We start from the raw sequence: 18,079 nt of genomic DNA, 5'->3' as shown, positions 1-18,079 counted from the left end.
CTCACCCCCCGGCGAATGCGGGGAGGACGTCGACGGTGGTGCCGCTGATCGCCCCGCCGTCGCGGCGTACGGTGCCGTCCACGAGGAACGAGCCGCTGCGAAGCACCCGCTGCATGTCGGCCCCGTAGCGGTGGGCAAGATCGCTGCGCAACGCCTCGAGCGTGGCCGGTGCGGGGAGCTCCCAAGGCTCCTCCTCGCGTCCAGCGGCTTCGGCGGCAGCGGCGAAGTACCTGACAGTGATGCGGTCCATACCGCCATGCTAGACCGTGCGCGGGGTTTGCGGGCGAGCGCTCGGGCCGCGGTGTCTGTGGCTGCTCCTACAATGGGCACATGGACTCAACGTTGAGCGAGCGGCCCGCGCCGCTCGTGGCCCCGGCGGTGGGGCTCCCGGGAGATGTCGCGGCCCGTGCGCGCCGCCAGATCACCCTCCCCGGCTTTGGGGAGACCGCCCAAGCGCGGCTGTGGGCCGCGCGGGTGCTCGTGATCGGTGCCGGCGGTCTCGGCTCCGCGCTCGTGCCGTATCTCGCCGGTGCCGGCGTCGGTCGCATCGGGATCGTCGACGACGACGTGGTGGAGCGCTCGAATCTGCACCGACAGGTGGTGCACGGCACCGCCGACATCGGCCGGCGGAAGGTGGATTCGATCGCGGAGTCCGTCGCCGCGCAGACCCCGCACGTCACCGTGGACCGCCTGGCCTTCCGGCTCACGTCCGAGAACGCGCTCGACGTCTTCGCGAACTACGATCTCGTGATCGACGGCAGCGACAATTTCCCGACCCGGTACCTCGCGAACGACGCGGCCCAGCTCGTCGGGATTCCCCTGGTGTGGGGCGCGATCCTGCAGTATTCGGGGCAGGTCGGCGTGGCCTGGCACGCGCACGGCGCCGGCTACCGCGATCTCTTCCCGGTGCCCCCCGATCCGGACACCGTTCTGGACTGCGCCACGGGCGGGGTGCTCCCCGGGCTCTGCGGCACCGTCGGGTCGCTGCTGGCGACCGAGGCGATCAAGCTCATCACCGGCATCGGCGAACCGCTGATCGGCCGGGTGTTGCTCTACGACGCACTGGCCGCGCGGACCCGAGAGCTGCGGATCAACCCCGATCCGACGGCCGCTCCCGTCACGGAGCTTGTCGATTACGCCCTGCTGTGCGGCGTCACCGGATCGTCCACCGCGCCGCAGGCCGCCGAACCGCAGGGCGTCGAGATCGATGCCGCACTCGCCGCGGTGCGTGCCGGATCGGCGCCGCGGTGGATCGACGTGCGCTCGCCCGCGGAACACGCCGAGCGCCGGGTGCGCGGCTCCGAGCTCCTCCCTGTCGAGGAGATCGAGGCAGGCGCGGTCACGGTGACCGGCCCCGCCCTGCTCTACTGCGAGCGCGACCCGCGCTCGATCCGTGCCGTCGCTGCGCTGCGCGCGCAGGGGAACACCGAGGTCGTGTTCCTGCGCGGCGGGATCGACGCCCTTGCGCGGCGCGCCCCCGATCTCGTTGATCGCGACGCCTAGGGTCGCGATCCCCCCCGTACGTCCCATCGTTGTTGTGCTTGAGGAGCCCCATGTCGACCACCCCGCTCGCCCGAATCGTCACCGAAGCGATTGACGACGCGGAGATCCGCGCCGCAGTCGACGCCCCGGATTGCGGGGCGCTCGTCATGTTCCACGGCATCGTGCGGGATCACGACGGGGGGCGCGGGGTGCGCGCGCTTGACTACCGCGCGCATCCGGACGCCGAGCAGTTCATCCGCGCCTGTGTCGTGGAGGAGCAACAGGCCAGCGGCCTGACCCTCGCGGCCGTGCACCGTGTCGGGGCGCTCACCATCGGGGACGCGGCGCTCGTTGCTGCGGCCGCGGCCCCGCACCGGGCCGAGGCGTTCGCCGCGATCGAGCGGCTCGTGGAGCGGATCAAGCGGGAAGTGCCGATCTGGAAGCGGCAGCACTTCGGCGACGGCGCGAGCGAATGGGTGGGGCTCTAGCCGGCGCTATCCGCCGATGTAGGACATCTCGATGCGCTCCGGCTGCGGCACGTTCGGAAGACTGGCCCGGAGCTCGGAGTAGCGGTCGTCGCGCACCGACCACAGCCGCGCGAGCGTCGCCCGGAGCTCGGCGTCGTCGACCCCGGAGCGGATGAGCGCGCGCAGGTCGAAGCCTTCGCGCGCGAAGAGGCACGTGTAGAGCTTGCCGTCGGCGGACACGCGGGCGCGGGAACAGTCCCCGCAAAACGCGCTGGTCACGCTTGAAATGACCCCGATTTCCCCGCTCCCGTCGCGGTAGCGCCACCGCTTCGCGGTCTCGCCCGGCCGGCTCGCGGCGACGGGCTCGAGCGGGAAGACCGCGTTGATCATCGCGACGATCTCGGCCGAGGGAACGACCTCGTCGAGCACCCATCCGTTCGACGAACCGACGTCCATGTACTCGATGAAGCGAAGCGTGGTGCCCCGGTCCCGGAAATACCGCGCGAGCGGCACGATCTCGTCGTCATTGATGCCGCGGGTGATCACCGCGTTCACCTTGATCGGTCCGAGCCCGGCGTCCGCCGCGGCCGCGATCCCGTCGAGCACCCGGGACACCGGGAAGTTGACGTCGTTGATGGCCTGGAATCGGGCGTCGTCGAGGGAATCGATCGAGACGGTGACGCGGTCGAGTCCGGCCGTCTTGAGCGCGGCAGCCTTGACCCGGAGGGCCGAGCCGTTGGTGGTCAACGCGAGGTTGGGCCGGCGCCCGTCCGGGGTGCGCAGGGCGGCGAGCCGCGCGATCAGATCTTCGATCCCGCGTCGCAACAGCGGCTCGCCGCCCGTGATCCGCAGCGTGTCGACGCCGAGGGACACCGCGGCCGCGGCGAGCCGTTCGATCTCCTCGAAGCTGAGGAGCTCGGAACGCTCCATGAACGCGTAGTCGCGGCCGAAAATCTCCTTGGGCATGCAGTAGACGCACCGGAAATTGCAGCGGTCGGTGACGGAGATCCGGAGGTCGCGCAGCGCGCGATCGCGGGTGTCACGCACCCCCGTCGACGGCAACTGCGCGGCCCGCGCGCGAGCGCGCATGGGGAGCGTCGTCACGACGCGACTGCGAGCGGTCATGCCGACACCTCCTTGTGGTGCTCACCCTAGCACCCGGGCATCAGCTCATGCCGACGCGGCGGTCCGCTCGCCTCCCGTCCTGCCGCGCAGTACGGCGAGCGCGGTCACCGCGACGGTGATCAGGATCAGAGAGAGCGCGAGCGCGGTGTCCTGGCTCACCCCCGCGCCGTTGAACGCCGTGTAGATCGCCATAGGCACCGTGCGGGTCGTGCCCTCCGCGTTGCCCGCGAACAGGGCGGTGGCACCGAACTCGCCGAGCGCGCGGGTGAAGCTCAGGATGGTCCCGGCCAGCAGGCCGGGGGCGATCAGGGGAAGCGTGATGCGGAACAGCACGCTCGTGGGGGACGCGCCGAGCGTGGCGGCGGCCTCCCCGTACACGGGATCGAGACTCCGGAGCGAACCCTCGACCGAGATCACCAGAAACGGGAGCGCGACGAAGGTCTGCGCCACGATCACCGCGACCGTCGTGAACGGGATCCGGATGCCCAGCTCCGCGAGCGCGTCGCCCAGGAGACCGCCGCGCCCGAGCAAGGACAGCAGCGCGAGGCCCCCGACGAGCGGCGGCAGCACGAGCGGCAGGGTGACGAGGGCGCGGAGCAGCGTCGCGGCCCAGCCCCGGGCGCGGGCGATGACGGCCGCCAACGGAACGCCCAGGATCAGGCACAGCAGCGTCGACGTGAGCGCCGTGATGAGGGAGATACCGAGGGCGTTGGCGGTCGCCGGGGCCACGAGCAGGGCCGGGATCGCCGCCCACTCGATGCGGGAGAGCAGCGCGAGGAGCGGGAGCAGCAGGAGCCCACCACCCACCGCCGCCGGGACGAACAACCCGGCGGGAATGCTCCCCGCGCGACTGCTCACGCCGGGCCGAACCCGAGCTGCGCGAAGAGTTTCTGCGCCCGCTCAGACCGCATGAACTCCGTGAACGCTGACGCCGCATCGAGCGCCGCGGTGTCGGCGATCGGGGCGATCACGTAGGTTCCGGCCGCGTCTTCGGCGCGACTGATGTCGACGCCCTCGACGGCGCCGTCCGAGCGCAGCACGTCCGAGCGATAGATCAGGCCGGCGTCGGCCTCGCCCGCGGCCACCTTGGTCAGGACCGCGGTCACGTTCTGCTCTTCGCTTGCCGGGACGAGTTTCACGCCGTCACGATCCAGCAGCTGCCACGACGCGGCACCGCAGGGCACCTCCGGCGCGCAGGTGACCACCACGGGTGGTCCATCCGCGCCGAGGGCCGGGTCCGTGAGATCCGTGAGCTTCGTGATGCCGAGGGGGTTCTCTGGCGCGACGGCGATCTGCAGACTGCTCGTCGCAAACGCGATGGGCGGTGCGGCGGTCAGTTCTGCGGCGACGACCTTCTCCATGTTCGCCTCGTCCGCGGACGCGAACACGTCGATGGGAGCGCCGGCGAGGATCTGCGTCGCGATCCCGGAGGATCCATCAAAGGTGAGCTGGTCGATCGTGACCCCGGGGTGGAGCTCGGTGAACGCCTCGGTCAGTTCTTCGAACGCGGGCTGAAGCGAGGCCGCGGCGGCGATGTTCAGCGTGCCGCTCAGTTCGGGTGACGTCTCCTCCGCGCTCGGGCTGGAATCCGCCGCGGGCGCAGCGCTGCAGCCGGCGAGCAGGAGCGCGGCGCCGGCGAGGCCCGCCCAGATCAGCGCGGTGGGCCGCGCGCGCCGGCTCATCGCCGCCCCGTTTCGATGATGACGGTGGTGGCCTTGACGACGGCGGTGGCCCGCGATCCCACGTCGATGCCGAGGTCGTCGAGCGCCTCGGACGTCATGAGGGAGACCACGCGGTTCGGGCCGCACTGGAGATCCACCTTCGCGACCACCCCGGAGCGTTCCACGGCGGTCACAATCCCGGTGAAGCGGTTGCGCGCGCTGCCGCGCACGGTGCCGCTCTCGTCGGGGTGCGGGGCGAGCTCCACGGCGCGCCGCGCCAGTGAGGCCCCGGTGACCACCTTCCGTCCGGACTCGTCATCGCGGGCATCGAGCAGGCCGTCCGCGGCCCAACGTCGGACGGTGTCGTCACTGACCCCGATGAGGCGTGCCGCCTCGCTAATCCTGAAATCTGTCATACCTGGCAGTTTAACCACGCATCTGCGGCGAAAAGCAAACAATTGTTTCGCGGCTGCGGATTTGTGTTTTCGGGACCGAATGCGCACCCGTTGACGCCGCCGCGGTGATGCCGATAGCGTCCCAGACAGGTGGGGATGCTCGGAGAGATCTCCCGCCGGATCCGGGTCGTGCCGTCTGGGCACGACCCCCTCCTCTCGCAGTGTTGCGACGACGAGAAAGGCCGGAACCATGCCCAACTATCGGTACACCTGTGCAGAGGGGTGCCAGTTCGACGCGCTCTTCGCCATGGCCGAGGTCCCCGCAGAGCTGGAGTGCCGCAGCTGCGGGGCGGCCGCCCGTCGCACCATCACTGCGCCGTATCTTTCCGCCGCCGGCAGCGCGGCCTTCGGGCTGATCGACCGCGCCGCGACGAGCGCCCACGAGCCCGCCGTGGTGAGCAGCCTGCCCTCGCGCGGTCCCGGCACCGCGCAGCCCGTGACGCGGAACCCTCTCCACGCGAAACTGCCGCGTCCCTGAACCCCGGGCGGCGCAGCGTTGCGCCGCCTGCACCCGGCTGACGGGGAGCCCGTCGGCGAGACCGATGAATGAGTGAGGAATAAAGCAATGCCAGAGCATCTGTTTACCCTGGATTCCACCAAAAAGTTCACCGAGCAAGAGCAGTTGGGACACAACCGCTGGCACCCGGAAATTCCGCCGGTCGCCACGGTCAAGGCGGGGCAGAGTTTCCGGGTGGACTGCCGCGAATGGTTCGATGGCGCGATCAAGAACGACGACTCCGCGCAGGACATCATGGACGCGCCGCTGCTGTCGGTCCACACCCTGAGCGGCCCGTTTGCGGTCGAGGGTGCCAAGCCCGGCGATTTGCTCGTCGTCGATATTCTCGACGTCGGTCCGATCCCGCAGGAGGACTCGGGCCCGCTCGCCGGTCAGGGCTGGGGCTACACGGGCATCTTCGCGAAGGAGAACGGCGGCAGCTTCCTCACCGATCAGTTCCCCGACGCGTACAAGGCGATCTGGGATTTCACGGGGCAGACCGCGACGTCGCGGCACATCCCGGGCGTCTCGTTCACGGGGCTGATCCATCCCGGGCTCATGGGCACCGCGCCCTCGGCCGAGCTGCTCGCAAAGTGGAACGCCCGCGAGGGTGCCCTGATCGCCACCGATCCGCAGCGCGTGCCGCCCCTGGCGCTCCCGCCCGAGGCCGAGCACGCGATTCTCGGCGGCCTCCCGCGTGAGGAATGGGGGCGCGTCGGATCCGAGGCCGCACGCACCGCCCCGCCGCGCGAGAACGGCGGCAACCAGGACATCAAGAACCTCAGCAAGGGCACCCGGATCTTCTACCCGGTGTTTGTGGACGGCGCGAACTTCTCGGTGGGCGACCTGCACTTCTCGCAGGGCGACGGCGAGATCACGTTCTGTGGCGGCATCGAGATGGGCGGGTTCATCGACCTGCGCGTCGACATCATCCGCGGCGGGATGGAGACCTACGGCGTCTCCGAGAACGCGATCTTCATGCCGGGCAACGTGGAGCCGCGGTACAGCGAGTGGCTGGCATTCTCGGGCACCTCGGTCACGCTCGATGGCGAGCAGCGGTACCTGGACTCGCACCTGTCCTACCAGCGGGCCTGCCTGCACGCGATCGACTACCTGACCAAGTTCGGCTACAGCCCGGAGCAGGCCTACCTGCTGCTCGGGGCCGCCCCGATCGAGGGCCGACTCTCGGGCGTCGTGGACATCCCGAACTCGTGCTCCACCGTGTACCTGCCGACGGCGATCTTCGACTTCGATCTGCGCCCGTCGGCGTCCGGTCCGGTCCAGATCGATCCGGGGATGGGGGCACCGCGCGCGGCATCCGCGCTCGCGTAGCACTCCCGCGATCCCGCGCTTCAGGACCACCGCGGGGCCGTCGGCACGAGCCGGCGGCCCCGCGGTGGTGCTGCTGTTCACCCCGCGCCCCCGAATAAACACGGTGAAAGACCGCGCCTCGATCCGCCCCCGCGCGGGAGGATCAACACTGAGATCACCACCCCTCAGGAGGCAGTATGTCGATGCAGTTGTCCCCCCAGTCCGAGGCCAGGGTTGCCGCCACCGCGGCGGTCGTTGCGGCGCACGCCGACGAAATCACCGCGACGTTCTACCCGGCGATGTTCGCCGCCCACCCGGAACTGCGGAACGTGTTCAACGCCGCCAACCAGGCGGTCGGGGAGCAGCCGAAGGCGCTCGCCGCATCGGTGGTGGCGTTCGCGGTGCAGCTCATCGACCCGGACGCCCCCGACTTCACACCGGTGCTGCAGCGCATCGCCCACAAACACGTGTCGCTCGGCATTCGCGCCCCCGAGTACACGATCGTGGGCAGGCACCTCATGGCCGCGATCGGTACGGTGCTCGGGGAGGCGGTGACCCCGGAGGTGGCAGCGGCGTGGGACGAGGTGTACTGGCTCTTCGCCACGCAGCTGATCGCGGAGGAGGCGCGACTCTACGCGCTCGGCGGCACCGATCCCGAGCAGCCCTGGCGCAAGTACCGGGTCACCGCACGCCAGGAGCACTCGGCGGACGTGTTCTCGCTGTTCCTCACCCCGGTGTCGGGCGCGCTTCCGGAGGTGCGCACGGGCCAGTACGTCGCGCTCGCCGTGGATCTCCCGAACGGGCAGCGCCAGCCGCGCCAGTACACGGTCTCCAACGGCCCGGACGCGGACGCGGTGCGCGTCACGATCAAGCGGGTGCGGGGCATCGGCGGCACCCCAGATGGGGTGGTCTCGGGCTGGCTGCACGAACACGCGCAGCCGGGCACCGTGCTTGACGTCTCGCAGCCGGCGGGAGATGTGGTCCTCGACGACACGGCGGCTCCGCTCGTGCTCGTCTCCGCGGGAATCGGGATCACGCCGGTCGCGGCAATCATGTCCGATGTGGCGCAGAACCGACCGGAACGCACGGTGCGGCTCTTCCACGCCGACCGCTCGCACGCGCACCATCCGCTGTACACGGAGCTGCGAGAGCAGGTGCTCACCATGGCGGATGCGCGGGCGCAGAACTGGTACGAAGAAGACGCGGCGACGGCACCGACGCTCGCACCGGCCCGCAGCGGATTCATGGACCTCTCCCAGATCGACGTGCCCGCGGGCGCGCAGGTGTTCATGTGCGGCCCGCTGCCGTTCATGCAGTCCGCGCGGCGCGCGCTCATGGGGCAGGGCGTCGCGGCCGGGAACATCCACTACGAGGTCTTCGGGCCCGACATGTGGGCGCAGAATCCGGCCTAGCTAGTCGGCTGCTGACCCGTCACCCTCCGCGGCCTCCTCGAGGACGCGGAGGGTGACGGTGCACTGCGTCGGCGTCACGAAGGGGCGCACGCCGTGCAGCCGGACGGGTCCGGGCAACTGGCGCAGCTGCTGCTTCAGCAGCTGGATGTGCACGGAGCACACGAGCGCGCGATCCGTCTCGATCGCGAACGCGTATCGGCACGGTGCCAGATCGATGCGCAGCTGCGAATCGTCAGGTCGCGGTTCGAGGCCGATGTCGTCGAGGTGCTCGGTGAGCGCGTCGATCTGCCGCACCGCCGCCGCCCCCAGCTCGCCCGTGCGGTCGAGGTCCGGGGCGAGCCGACGCAGGATCTCGCCGCGCTCGATCGCCCCGTCGACGCGCCGGCGCGCGGCGGGGTTCTCGTCGGCGTCCTCGACCGGGTGGAACACGACCGGAGGCCGGCCGCGGCCGCCGGTCGTGAGCGTGAACCGCTGCACAAGCCCCTCGCGCTCCAGCACCCCGAGATGTTCGCGAGCCGTGTTCGGGTGCAGGCCGACCTCGGCGGCCAGCTCGGGGAGTCGCCGCCCCGGACCCCGATGCACCGCGTGGAGCAGCCGCAACCGGCTCACGCGGGTGAGCCCCCGGAAATCCTCGACGCGACGCGGCATACTGCCAGCCTAGCCGCGCCGTGAGACCCGCTACACGACGACGGGCCGCCCCACCCCCACCGGGGTGTTCGACGGCTCCAGCCGGATCACCACGGCCTTCGACACCGGTGTGTTGCTCTCGAGCGCCGTGCTCTCGAGCGGGACGAGCACGTTCGCCTCGGGGAAGTACGCGGCCGCGCAGCCGCGCGCCGTGGGATAGGCGACCGTGCGGAACCCGCGCAGCACCCGATCCGGCTCGTCCTTCCACTCGCTGAAGATGTCGACGGTCTGCCCGTCCTCGAGCCCGAGGTCCGCCAGATCGTCCGGGTGTACGAAGACCACCGAGCGGCCCTTCTTGATGCCGCGGTAGCGGTCGTTGAGGCTGTAGATCGTCGTGTTGAACTGATCGTGCGAGCGCAGCGTCTGCAACAGCAGCCGCCCCGGCGGGCACTCGACCGGTTCCAGCTCATTGACGGTGATCCGGGCCTTTCCGGTCTCGGTGTCAAAGCGCCGCTCGTCGCGCGGGCCGTTCGGCAGCACGAAGCCCTCCCGCCGGCGCGTCTTTTCGTTGTAGTTTTCGCAGCCCGGAACCACCCGCGAGATGTGATCGCGGATCACATCGTAGTTGTCGATCATGCCCTGCCAGTCGACGTCGTACCGATCGCCGAGCGTCGCCTGGGCAATCCCCGCGACGATCGCGGTTTCGGAGCGCACCTCGGGGGAGATCGGATCGATCTGCCCGTGCGAGCCGTGCACGGCGCACACCGAATCCTCGACCGTGATGTACTGCGGGCCGGAGCGCTGCATGTCGACCTCGGTGCGGCCGAGCACGGGGAGGATCAGCGCCTCCTCACCCGTAATCACGTGCGAGCGGTTGAGTTTCGTGGAGAGCTGCACGCTGAGGCGCGTCTTCCGCATCGCCGACTCGGCGAGGTTCGTATCCGAGATCGCGCCGAGCAGGTTCCCGCCGAGGCCCATCCAGACTTTGACCTTGCCCTGATCGAGCGCGCGGATCCCGTCGACCGAGTCGAGGCCGTGATCCCGCGGCGGCTCAAAACCGAACTCCGCGCCGAGCGCGTCGAGGAAGGAGTCGGGCATCTTCTCCCAGACCCCCATGGTGCGATCACCCTGCACGTTCGAGTGCCCGCGAATCGGGGAGGCGCCCGCGCCGGGCTTGCCGATGTTGCCGCGCAAGAACAGGAGATTCATGATCTCCTTGATGGTGTCCACGGCGCGCCGGTGCTGGGTGATCCCCATGGCCCAGGCGATGATCACGCGCTCCGCGTTCAGGTAGCGCTCCGCGAGCTCGTCAATCTCTGCGGTGGTCAGCCCGGTGGCCTGCTCCACCTCGCGGTCGTCGACCGTCGCGATGTGTGCGGCGAACGCCTCGAAGCCGTCCGTGTGCTGTGCGATGAACTCCTGATCCAGCACTGTGCCGGGGGCGCGGCCCTCGGCCTCGAGCACGCGCTTCGAGATTGCCTGCAGCAGCGCCATATCGCCGCCCAGACGGATCTTCATGAACTGATCGGCGATCTCCGTGGCCTTGCCGAGGTAGCCGCGCACCCGCTGCGGATCCTTGTAGCCCTTCAAGCCGGCCTCGGGGAGCGGGTTCACGGCGACGATCTGCGCCCCGTGCTCCTTCGCCTCCTGCAGGGCGGTGAGCATCCGCGGGTGGTTCGTCCCGGGGTTCTGGCCCATGATGATAATCAGATCGGACTTCGCGAAATCGTCGTACGCGATCGTCGACTTGCCGATGCCCACCGTGTACTGCATGGCGGTTCCCGTGGACTCGTGGCACATGTTTGAGCAGTCGGGCAGGTTGTTCGTGCCCAGCATGCGCGCAAAGAGCTGGTACAGGAAGGCGGCCTCGTTCGAGGCGCGGCCGCTCGTGTAGAACGCCGCCTCGTTCGCGTGATCCAGCGCGTTCAGGTGCTCCGCAACGATCCCGTACGCCCGATCCCAGGTGATCGGCTCGTAGTGATCGCTGCCCTTCGGCCGGTACACCGGCTCGGTGATGCGGCCCTGCATCCCCAGCCAGTATTCGGTCTTGTCCTCGAGCGAGGTGAGGGAGTGCTCCTGCCAGAACTCGCGCGGCACGGTGACCGGCGTCGCTTCCCAGGTCACGGCCTTGCTGCCGTTCTCACAGAACTCCGCGATCTTGCGGTGCCCCGGATCGGGCCACGCGCAGCTCATGCAGTCGAAGCCGTCCTTCTGATTGATCTTCGTCAGCAGTTTCGCCGACCGCGCCACCCCCAGGGTCTGCAGCGACGGCAGCATGGAGTGGAATACGCCCCCCATGCCGGCCGCGTAGTCCTTCGGCTCGGTCACCTCAATGTCGGCGTCGGAGAAATCCTCAATCGGAGCTTCGGGCGTCATGGCAGGGCTACTTTCTCGAGGGAGGAAACAGGCAGCGCGCCGGTGCGGTCGGGCGCCGGAGCGTCCGTCTCGTCGACGCTGCCGAGATTGGTGATGCGATCCGGGCGAGTGTACACGACCATCGAGTCGCCGCGGAGGAAGCCCACGAGGGTGATCCCGGCATCCTCGGCGAGATCCGCCGCGAGCGAGGAGGGGGCCGAGACCGCGGTGAGCATGGGGATCCCCGCCATGAGCGCCTTCTGCGTGAGCTCGAAACTTGCGCGCCCCGAGACCATGAGCACGCAGGACCGGGCGGGTAGGAGACCCCGCATGAGCGCCCAGCCGACGACCTTGTCGACCGCGTTGTGGCGGCCCACGTCCTCACGGAGCACGAGCATCTCGCCCGTGTTCCCGTCGAACAGCGCCGCGGCGTGGAGCCCGCCCGTGCGCTCGAACACGGCCTGCTCGGCACGGAGCTTGTCCGGGAACTCGATGATGGTGCTCGCGTCGATGACGAGCGGATCGTCCGACACCTCGAACTGGGTTTGGGTGTGCACCGCCTCGATGCTTGCCTTGCCGCACAGTCCGCAGGCGCTCGTGGTCGTGAAGTTTCGGGCCAGGCTCGGATCCGGCGGGGCGACCCCCGGAGCGAGCGTGATGTCGAGCACGTTGTACGTATTTCCCTCGTCGGATGTGGCCCCCGCGCAGTAGCGCGCCGTGGAGAAATGCTCGGCGTCGTGGATCACCCCCTCCGACACCAGGAAGCCTGCCGCAAGTTCCACGTCGTGTCCCGGGGAACGCATCGTCACCGCGAGCGACGAGCCGAGCACCCGAATTTCGAGGGGCTCTTCCACGGAGAGAAAGTCCGCCCGCTGGGTCGTGCGCACCCCCGCGGTAACTCTGGTGACACGACGTCGTGCAGCAATACGAGACATGCTTCTTGGATAGCATCGAATCAGTTCGAGGGCAAGGATGCGCACGAAGTGCGCGGAGCGGAGTCGCGATGGCGGAGACGGCGGGACCGGCAGGAGAGCCGACGGCGGCACCGGCGGCCGAGCCGACAGCGGAGCCCGCGGGGGAGCGCACGATCGCGCCGGATCAGCACCTCGCGTGGATCCTTGCGCGGATCCCGCGGCTCGCCCCCGCCGAGGTTCCGCTGCGCGATGCGCACGGTCTGATCCTCGCCGCGGATGTTGCCGCCCCGCACGCCCTCCCGCTCTGGGACAACTCGGCGATGGACGGCTACGCGGTGCGCGCCGCAGACCTCGCCGCGGCCGCCCCGGGGGTGCTCGACCCCCCGGTGTCGCTGCGCGTCGTCGGGGAGGTCGCCGCGGGGAGCCCCGACGATCCCGAGCTTCCCCCCGGAACCGCCGTGCGCATCATGACGGGTGCCCCGATTCCGAGCGCCGCCGACACCGTGGTCCCCGTCGAACACACGCGGGGTGAGGAGCCGGGTGACCCGTGGGGCCGGGACACTGTGGAGATCCTCCGCGCGCCCGTCCGCGGTGCGAACGTGCGCGTGCGCGGCGAGGACGTGGCGGCGAACAGCATCCTCGCCCGGGCCGGCGACCCGCTCGGGGCGCGTCGCCTCGCCGCGCTCGCCGCAGCCGGGGTCTCATCGGCGCGGGTCCGCGCCCGTCCCCGCGTTGCCGTGATCGCCACCGGCTCCGAGCTGCGCGGCCCCGGGGAACCACTGACCCGCGGCCAGATCCCCGAGTCGAACTCCCTGCTGCTCGCCGCGCTGCTCGCCGAGCACGGCATCGTGGCCGAGTCGGTCACGGTCAGCGCCGACGACGCGGCGGCGTTCCGGGCGCGGCTCGCCGCACTCGCGCCGACCGTGGACGTCATCATTACGACCGGGGGCGTCGGACCCGGTCGCCACGACATCGCGCGCATCGCACTCGAGTCCGAGCCGGACGTGCGCGCGGTGCGCGTAGCGGTGCGCCCGGGACAGCCCCAGTGCGCGGGAGCGCTGCGCGGCGGGGCCTGGATCTTCGCGCTCCCGGGGAACCCCGTGAGCGCCGCCGTGAGCTTCGAACTGTTCGTGGTCCCCGCTCTGCGGCACGTGCAGGGTGCCCACGAGCTCGAACGGCCGCGCCTCGCCGCCACCGCGGAACTCGGCTGGCGCGGGGTGGCCGGGCGGCTGCAGGTGCTCCCCGTACGCATCGCTACGGAGGCGGGCCAGCTGCGCTGCCGGCCGGCCGTGGACCCCCGCGGGGTGTCGCACGCCGTCGGCGGGCACGGGGGCGCCGACGGCTACGCGCTCGTCGGCGCGGAACGTGGCGACGTCGCGCCGGGGGAGCGGGTCGACGTGATCCTGGTGGGGACATGAGCGCCGCGGCCGGAACCGGGGGACTCGCGCCCGCCGCGATCCTGTTCGCCGGGGGGCGCGGCTCCCGCCTCGGGGGAATCGACAAGGCCGAGCTGCGGCTCGGCGGCGTCCGACTCATCGACCGCGTGGTCGCCGCCGTGCGCCTGCGCGGCGTGACGCGGATCGTCGTGGTCGGGCCGGATCACGCGGTGCCCGCCGGCTGTCTCCCCGCGCGCGAGGATCCGCCGTTCGGTGGTCCGCTCGCGGCGCTCGCCGCCGGCTTGGTGGCGCTCGGTGACGGAGATGGTGACGGTGACGGTACCGACGGCACCGTGTTTCTGCTGTCCTGCGACCTCGAACACCCCGAGGCCGTGGTCTCGGCGCTCGCCCGGGAGCCGCTCAGCGCGGCGGACGGCACCCCCGTGGACGCCGTGATCCTGCACGACCCGGACGGTCGCGCCCAGTGGCTCGCGGGCCGGGTCCGCGGAGCCGCACTCCGCGCCAGCGTCGCCGCGCTCGGCGAGCTCGCGAACCGCCCGCTGCGGGCCGCGTTCGGAGCGCTCACGATCCGCGCCGTGCCCGCGGCGGCCGCGCTCGTCGCCGACATCGATACCCCCGCAGACCTGGCCCGCGCCCGCGCGGCGACCCCCGGAAAGGACACCCCATGACGACCTCCCCGAAGCACCTCCCGCCCGAGGCGCTCGACGCCTGGCTGATCGCCGCGGCCGACGAGCTCGGACTGGACGCGAGCGAGATCTCGATCGGCGCGCTGCTGGACCTCGCGCGCGATGTCGCGCACGACGTTGCGCGCCCCGCGGCGCCCCTCACCACGTTCCTGCTCGGCATCGCGGTGGGGCGCGCGGGCGATGATCCCACCGCGTTCGCCAGGCTGACGGCGCGGCTCAGCGAGCGGGCCGCGCGCTGGTCGGCCGAGCGCGAGTAGCCGCGCTCGGCCGCCCCGCCTAGTTCCCGAGGATCTTCTGGTACGCCTGCGTGTAGCGGTTGTCTTCCTCGGCGCTGAGCGAGCGCATGTCGAAGATCCGCTTCGACATGTCCGCGTCGGGGAAGATCAGCGGGTTCTCGGCGAGCTCCGGGTTCGTCTTCGCCATGGCTTCCTGCGCGCCGGCGACGGGGCACACGTACTGCACGTACTCGGCGACCTCCGCGGCGACCTCGGGCTCGTAGTAGTAGTCGATGAGCTCGTGCACCTGATCCACCGATTTCGCGGCGAGCGGCATCGAGAACGAGTCGATGAACACCGAGGCACCGGCCTCGGGGACCACGAACTTCCAGATCTCCTCGCCCGCCTCCTCGTTGAGGATCGCGATGTCGCCGGACCAGGCCATGCCCGCCCACACATTGCCCTGCTCCAGATCCTGTGTGTACGAGTTGCCCTTCACCGTGAGCACCTGGCCGCTGTCGATCTGCTCCCGTGCCACGTCGAGCGCGGCCTCGAACTCGGTGTCGCCCCAGTTGCTCTCGATGTCGACGCCCTGCTCCAGCATGATCAGTGCGAGGGTGTCGTCCTGCTCGGTGAGCAGGTTCACCTTGCCAGCCAGGTCCGGGGCCCACAGATCCGACACCGACTGCACGCCCTTCGGGTAGAGCTGCGTGTTGTAGACGAGGCCGGTCATGCCCGCCTGGTAGGGGATCGACCAGATCCGATCCGGATCGAAGCTCGCGTGCGTCACCATGTCGATCATGTTCGCGTCCACGTTCGGCATCAGCGAGCGATCGAACTCGAGCAGCTGGTTCTGTTCGACGAGCCGGACCGTCGTGGTGTCCGAGGGCACGAAGACGTCATAGCCCGTATCTTGCTCGAGCTTGAGCTGGTCCTTGATCTTGGCGATGAACGTCTTGTTGTCGTCGATGTCCTCGAAGTACTCGACCCGGATGTTGCTGCGCTCCATGAACGCGTTGAGCGATGGCCAGTCCCCGGTCTCCTCGTCATAATCGAGGTAGTAGGTCCAGTTCGCCCAGCGGACGGTGCCGCCAGAACCGTCGCCGGGACCGCTGGGCCCCGCGCAGGCCGCGAGTGATCCGGCACCCAGGAGCGCGGCCCCGAGGCCGGCACCGCGCAGTACCTGGCGGCGGTTCAGCTGCGTGGCGCGGGCACGCTGCACGAGCTCGTGAATCAGGGGATCGGGTGAATGGCGACGCATCGGTCCTCCTCGAGACAGGCGGCTACTCCGGTGGAGCCGCTCTCGGGTCCATCCTCACACACCCGAGACCCCAAAAGTAAGAGGTCATGTCATTCTCATTGACGTGTGTCGGGATCCCGCCCCAGCACGACGTCGCGCAGCTCGTGCACCAGCGCCGGATCCGCCACGAACATCAGCGGCTCTCCGGGCGGGGTCGTCTCGTCCCGACCGAGCAGCGCGGCGCCGGCCTCGCGCGCGATCAGCGCACCGGCCGCGTAGTCCCACGGCTGCAGACCGCGCTCGAAGTACGCGTCGAGGCGGCCGGCCGCGAGCGCGCAGAGATCGTAGGCGGCGGAGCCCATGCGGCGAATATCCCGGGCGCGCGGCACGAGGCGCGAGACCATCGCGGCCTGCTCGATCCGGCGCTCCACCGTGTAGCCGAAGCCCGTCGCAACGAGCGAGGTGGCCAGCTCGGTCTTCCCGGAGATCCGGATCGGCTCCCCGCCGAGCCGGGCCCCGCCGCCCTCCCACGCCTCGTAGAGCTCGTCGAGCCGCGGCGCGTACACGGCCCCGGCGACCGCGCGGCGGCCGTCCGCCATCGCCAGCGGATCGGCCACCGTCGCCGCGATACTCACCGCGTACACCGGCAGATCGTAAAGGTAGTTCACCGTGCCGTCGATCGGGTCGATCACCCAGGTGATCCCGCTCGTCCCCGCGACGCCCGCGCCCTCCTCGCCAAGGATCGCGTCGTCGGGCCGCGCCGCCCGCAGCGCCGCCACCACGAGTTCCTCGGCCGCACGATCCGCGGCCGTCACCACGTCGGTGATGCTCGACTTGCTCGCCGCGACCGTGACCCCCGTCGCGCGGAGCTCCTGGATCTTCGCCCCCGCCACGCGTGCGACGTCGGCGGCGATCCGGGCGAGATCCGCCAGCGTCTCGGGGGAGAGGTGCGTGTGCTGCGGGTCGGGATGCTGGGTGCCGGTCATGCTCCGAGCCTAACGGGAGGCCGGCACGAGCATCGCCTCGGAGGCGTAGGCGTCTTCACCGTGCGCGTGGGCGTCGATCCCGGCCTCCTCAACACGGACCGGGACGCGCAGCCCCGTGACCGCCTTCACCGCGAGCGCGATGAGGAAGGACACCACGAACGAGTAGAGGGCGACGCCGAGCACCGAAATGGTCTGCACCAGGAGCAGGCCGGCGTCGCCGCCCATGAACAGCCCGTCGCCGGTGGCGAAGAAGCCGAGATAGAGCGTCCCGAAGACGCCGGCGACCAGGTGCAGCCCCACCACGTCGAGCGAATCGTCGAAGCCGAGCCGGTACTTCAGGTCGATCGCGATCGCACACAGGGCGCCTGCGGTGAGCCCGAGCAGCAGAGCCCAGATCGGTGCCAGATTCGCGCACGACGGGGTGATCGCGACGAGGCCCGCCACCGCACCGGAGGTCGCCCCCACCACGCTCGGCTTCTTCCCACGCAGCCGATCCACGAGCAGCCAGCCAAGGATCGCTGCGGCGGGTGCCGCGAGCGTGTTCACCAGGATCAGGCCCGCGGTCGCCGCGTCCTCCGCCGCCCCGGCGTTGAATCCGATCCAGCCGAACCACAGCAGCGCCGCTCCGATCGTGACGAGCGGGAGGCTGTGCGGCCGGTGCGAGCCCGGGGCGAAGCCGACGCGCTTGCCCGCGACCAGCGCCAGCGCGAGCGCCGCGGCCCCCGCGTTGATGTGCACCGCCGTGCCGCCGGCCCAGTCGATGACCTCGGGGGTGCCGAGCACGCTGCCGAGCTGCTGGATCCAGCCCCCGCCCCACACCCAGGCGGCGACGGGGAAGTACACGAGCGTCGCCCACAGGCCCGAGAACAGGACCCAGGAGCCGAGGCCGACCCGGTCGGCGATTGCGCCCGAGATCAGCGCTGTGGAGATCATCGCGAAGGTCACGCCGAAGCCGAGCCCGATGAAGCTTGCGGGGTCCGTGTCGATCAGGCCGAAGTCTTTCGCTGGGCTGCCTGCCCAACCGCTCTCGCCCGGCGCGAAGTAGCTCATGCCGTAGCCGACGAGGATCCAGAGGACCCCGACGACGCCCATCGCGCTGATGCTGAACAGCATCATGTTCACGACCGAACGGACGCGGACCAGGCCGCCGTAGAAGAGCGCGAGGCCCGGGGTCATGACCAGCACGAGCGCCGCGCTCGTGAGGACCCAGACGTCGTGCGGGGTGAGGAGTTCCATCGGTGCCGCCTTCC

At 70.4% G+C, this 18,079-nt stretch carries 19 protein-coding genes; 8 read left to right on the top strand and 11 right to left on the bottom strand.

Annotated elements, in window-relative coordinates:
* Position 1: 1 nt before the first annotated feature.
* Positions 2-250 (bottom strand): MoaD/ThiS family protein, encoded by a 249-nt coding sequence (locus D3230_RS02970; protein ID WP_202343495.1) that lies wholly within the window; start codon positions 248-250, stop codon positions 2-4.
* 80 nt (positions 251-330) lie between these two features.
* Between D3230_RS02970 and D3230_RS02965 the strand changes: the two genes are divergently transcribed.
* Positions 331-1,503, top strand: a complete 1,173-nt coding sequence (locus D3230_RS02965; protein ID WP_202343494.1) for a ThiF family adenylyltransferase — start codon at positions 331-333, stop codon at positions 1,501-1,503.
* Positions 1,504-1,553: 50 nt separating this feature from the next.
* Positions 1,554-1,970: a molybdenum cofactor biosynthesis protein MoaE gene (locus D3230_RS02960; protein WP_202343493.1), complete on the top strand. Its 417-nt coding sequence runs from the start codon at positions 1,554-1,556 to the stop codon at positions 1,968-1,970.
* Between the two features lie 6 nt (positions 1,971-1,976).
* Here the strand turns inward: D3230_RS02960 and moaA are convergent, their stop codons facing one another.
* From moaA to D3230_RS02940, 4 genes are read right to left on the bottom strand one after another with little or no spacing between them, the layout of a single operon-like run.
* On the bottom strand, positions 1,977-3,074 hold the full coding sequence (gene moaA / locus D3230_RS02955; protein ID WP_272928969.1) for a GTP 3',8-cyclase MoaA: 1,098 nt from the start codon (positions 3,072-3,074) through the stop codon (positions 1,977-1,979).
* 45 nt (positions 3,075-3,119) lie between these two features.
* Positions 3,120-3,932 carry an ABC transporter permease gene (locus D3230_RS02950; RefSeq protein ID WP_337249057.1) on the bottom strand — a complete coding sequence of 271 codons (813 nt, stop codon included), beginning with the start codon at positions 3,930-3,932 and terminating at the stop codon, positions 3,120-3,122.
* Positions 3,929-4,756, bottom strand: coding sequence for a molybdate ABC transporter substrate-binding protein (gene modA / locus D3230_RS02945; protein ID WP_202343492.1), 828 nt, complete (start codon positions 4,754-4,756; stop codon positions 3,929-3,931). The genes D3230_RS02950 and modA overlap by 4 nt, the downstream gene beginning before the upstream one ends.
* Complete coding sequence (locus D3230_RS02940; RefSeq protein ID WP_202343491.1) at positions 4,753-5,151, bottom strand: TOBE domain-containing protein; 399 nt, start codon at positions 5,149-5,151, stop codon at positions 4,753-4,755. Before D3230_RS02940 ends, modA begins: the two co-directional genes overlap by 4 nt.
* Before the next feature lie 229 nt (positions 5,152-5,380).
* On the opposite strand from D3230_RS02940, the gene D3230_RS02935 reads away from it, so the two are divergent.
* The 3 genes from D3230_RS02935 to D3230_RS02925 all read left to right on the top strand — a co-directional run bounded on the left by D3230_RS02935 (position 5,381) and on the right by D3230_RS02925 (position 8,409).
* Positions 5,381-5,668: a zinc ribbon domain-containing protein gene (locus D3230_RS02935; RefSeq protein WP_202343490.1), complete on the top strand. Its 288-nt coding sequence runs from the start codon at positions 5,381-5,383 to the stop codon at positions 5,666-5,668.
* An 87-nt stretch (positions 5,669-5,755) separates the two neighbouring features.
* On the top strand, positions 5,756-7,018 hold the full coding sequence (fmdA, locus tag D3230_RS02930; RefSeq protein WP_202343489.1) for a formamidase: 1,263 nt from the start codon (positions 5,756-5,758) through the stop codon (positions 7,016-7,018).
* A 176-nt stretch (positions 7,019-7,194) separates the two neighbouring features.
* Entirely contained in the window at positions 7,195-8,409 is a 1,215-nt protein-coding gene (locus D3230_RS02925; RefSeq protein WP_337249056.1) for a globin domain-containing protein, read from the top strand.
* Here the strand turns inward: D3230_RS02925 and D3230_RS02920 are convergent, their stop codons facing one another.
* From D3230_RS02920 to fdhD, 3 genes are read right to left on the bottom strand one after another with little or no spacing between them, the layout of a single operon-like run.
* The gene (locus tag D3230_RS02920) at positions 8,410-9,057 is read right to left on the bottom strand and encodes a helix-turn-helix domain-containing protein (RefSeq protein ID WP_202343488.1); all 648 of its coding nucleotides are present in this window, start codon (positions 9,055-9,057) and stop codon (positions 8,410-8,412) included.
* Positions 9,058-9,087: 30 nt separating this feature from the next.
* Positions 9,088-11,412 carry an FdhF/YdeP family oxidoreductase gene (locus D3230_RS02915; RefSeq protein WP_202343487.1) on the bottom strand — a complete coding sequence of 775 codons (2,325 nt, stop codon included), beginning with the start codon at positions 11,410-11,412 and terminating at the stop codon, positions 9,088-9,090.
* Positions 11,409-12,326 carry a formate dehydrogenase accessory sulfurtransferase FdhD gene (fdhD, locus tag D3230_RS02910; RefSeq protein ID WP_202343486.1) on the bottom strand — a complete coding sequence of 306 codons (918 nt, stop codon included), beginning with the start codon at positions 12,324-12,326 and terminating at the stop codon, positions 11,409-11,411. Before fdhD ends, D3230_RS02915 begins: the two co-directional genes overlap by 4 nt.
* A gap of 68 nt (positions 12,327-12,394) precedes the next feature.
* Between fdhD and D3230_RS02905 the strand changes: the two genes are divergently transcribed.
* The 3 genes from D3230_RS02905 to D3230_RS02895 are packed head-to-tail and all read left to right on the top strand — an operon-like array spanning position 12,395 to position 14,645.
* The gene (locus D3230_RS02905) at positions 12,395-13,723 is read left to right on the top strand and encodes a molybdopterin molybdotransferase MoeA (RefSeq protein WP_202343485.1); all 1,329 of its coding nucleotides are present in this window, start codon (positions 12,395-12,397) and stop codon (positions 13,721-13,723) included.
* Positions 13,720-14,370: a molybdenum cofactor guanylyltransferase gene (gene mobA, locus D3230_RS02900; protein WP_202343484.1), complete on the top strand. Its 651-nt coding sequence runs from the start codon at positions 13,720-13,722 to the stop codon at positions 14,368-14,370. The genes D3230_RS02905 and mobA overlap by 4 nt, the downstream gene beginning before the upstream one ends.
* The gene (locus D3230_RS02895; RefSeq protein WP_202343483.1) at positions 14,367-14,645 is read left to right on the top strand and encodes a DUF6457 domain-containing protein; all 279 of its coding nucleotides are present in this window, start codon (positions 14,367-14,369) and stop codon (positions 14,643-14,645) included. The genes mobA and D3230_RS02895 overlap by 4 nt, the downstream gene beginning before the upstream one ends.
* Before the next feature lie 19 nt (positions 14,646-14,664).
* Here D3230_RS02895 and D3230_RS02890 read toward each other — a convergent pair whose 3' ends face one another.
* The 3 genes from D3230_RS02890 to D3230_RS02880 form a co-directional block, all read right to left on the bottom strand.
* Entirely contained in the window at positions 14,665-15,864 is a 1,200-nt protein-coding gene (locus tag D3230_RS02890) for an ABC transporter substrate-binding protein (protein WP_202343482.1), read from the bottom strand.
* Positions 15,865-15,959: 95 nt separating this feature from the next.
* Complete coding sequence (locus D3230_RS02885) at positions 15,960-16,829, bottom strand: inositol monophosphatase family protein (protein WP_202343481.1); 870 nt, start codon at positions 16,827-16,829, stop codon at positions 15,960-15,962.
* 9 nt (positions 16,830-16,838) lie between these two features.
* Complete coding sequence (locus D3230_RS02880) at positions 16,839-18,065, bottom strand: ammonium transporter (RefSeq protein ID WP_202343480.1); 1,227 nt, start codon at positions 18,063-18,065, stop codon at positions 16,839-16,841.
* Between the last annotated feature and the right edge of the window lie 14 nt (positions 18,066-18,079).

The organism is Leucobacter chromiireducens subsp. solipictus (assembly GCF_016758195.1).
Lineage (GTDB): Bacteria > Actinomycetota > Actinomycetes > Actinomycetales > Microbacteriaceae > Leucobacter > Leucobacter solipictus.
Note: the sequence above shows the minus strand (reverse complement) of the source record. Positions and strands in the feature narration are given on the sequence as shown.

Bases quoted from the DNA above. Each gene is read 5' to 3' on its own strand.
- D3230_RS02970 (WP_202343495.1), bottom strand. From the start codon at position 250: ATGGACCGCATCACTGTCAGGTACTTCGCCGCTGCCGCCGAAGCCGCT.
- D3230_RS02965 (WP_202343494.1), top strand. From the start codon at position 331: ATGGACTCAACGTTGAGCGAGCGGCCCGCGCCGCTCGTGGCCCCGGCG.
- D3230_RS02960 (WP_202343493.1), top strand. From the start codon at position 1,554: ATGTCGACCACCCCGCTCGCCCGAATCGTCACCGAAGCGATTGACGAC.
- moaA (WP_272928969.1), bottom strand. From the start codon at position 3,074: ATGACCGCTCGCAGTCGCGTCGTGACGACGCTCCCCATGCGCGCTCGC.
- modA (WP_202343492.1), bottom strand. From the start codon at position 4,756: ATGAGCCGGCGCGCGCGGCCCACCGCGCTGATCTGGGCGGGCCTCGCC.
- D3230_RS02940 (WP_202343491.1), bottom strand. From the start codon at position 5,151: ATGACAGATTTCAGGATTAGCGAGGCGGCACGCCTCATCGGGGTCAGT.
- D3230_RS02935 (WP_202343490.1), top strand. From the start codon at position 5,381: ATGCCCAACTATCGGTACACCTGTGCAGAGGGGTGCCAGTTCGACGCG.
- fmdA (WP_202343489.1), top strand. From the start codon at position 5,756: ATGCCAGAGCATCTGTTTACCCTGGATTCCACCAAAAAGTTCACCGAG.
- D3230_RS02925 (WP_337249056.1), top strand. From the start codon at position 7,195: ATGTCGATGCAGTTGTCCCCCCAGTCCGAGGCCAGGGTTGCCGCCACC.
- D3230_RS02920 (WP_202343488.1), bottom strand. From the start codon at position 9,057: ATGCCGCGTCGCGTCGAGGATTTCCGGGGGCTCACCCGCGTGAGCCGG.
- D3230_RS02915 (WP_202343487.1), bottom strand. From the start codon at position 11,412: ATGACGCCCGAAGCTCCGATTGAGGATTTCTCCGACGCCGACATTGAG.
- fdhD (WP_202343486.1), bottom strand. From the start codon at position 12,326: ATGTCTCGTATTGCTGCACGACGTCGTGTCACCAGAGTTACCGCGGGG.
- D3230_RS02905 (WP_202343485.1), top strand. From the start codon at position 12,395: ATGGCGGAGACGGCGGGACCGGCAGGAGAGCCGACGGCGGCACCGGCG.
- mobA (WP_202343484.1), top strand. From the start codon at position 13,720: ATGAGCGCCGCGGCCGGAACCGGGGGACTCGCGCCCGCCGCGATCCTG.
- D3230_RS02895 (WP_202343483.1), top strand. From the start codon at position 14,367: ATGACGACCTCCCCGAAGCACCTCCCGCCCGAGGCGCTCGACGCCTGG.
- D3230_RS02890 (WP_202343482.1), bottom strand. From the start codon at position 15,864: ATGCGTCGCCATTCACCCGATCCCCTGATTCACGAGCTCGTGCAGCGT.
- D3230_RS02885 (WP_202343481.1), bottom strand. From the start codon at position 16,829: ATGACCGGCACCCAGCATCCCGACCCGCAGCACACGCACCTCTCCCCC.
- D3230_RS02880 (WP_202343480.1), bottom strand. From the start codon at position 18,065: ATGGAACTCCTCACCCCGCACGACGTCTGGGTCCTCACGAGCGCGGCG.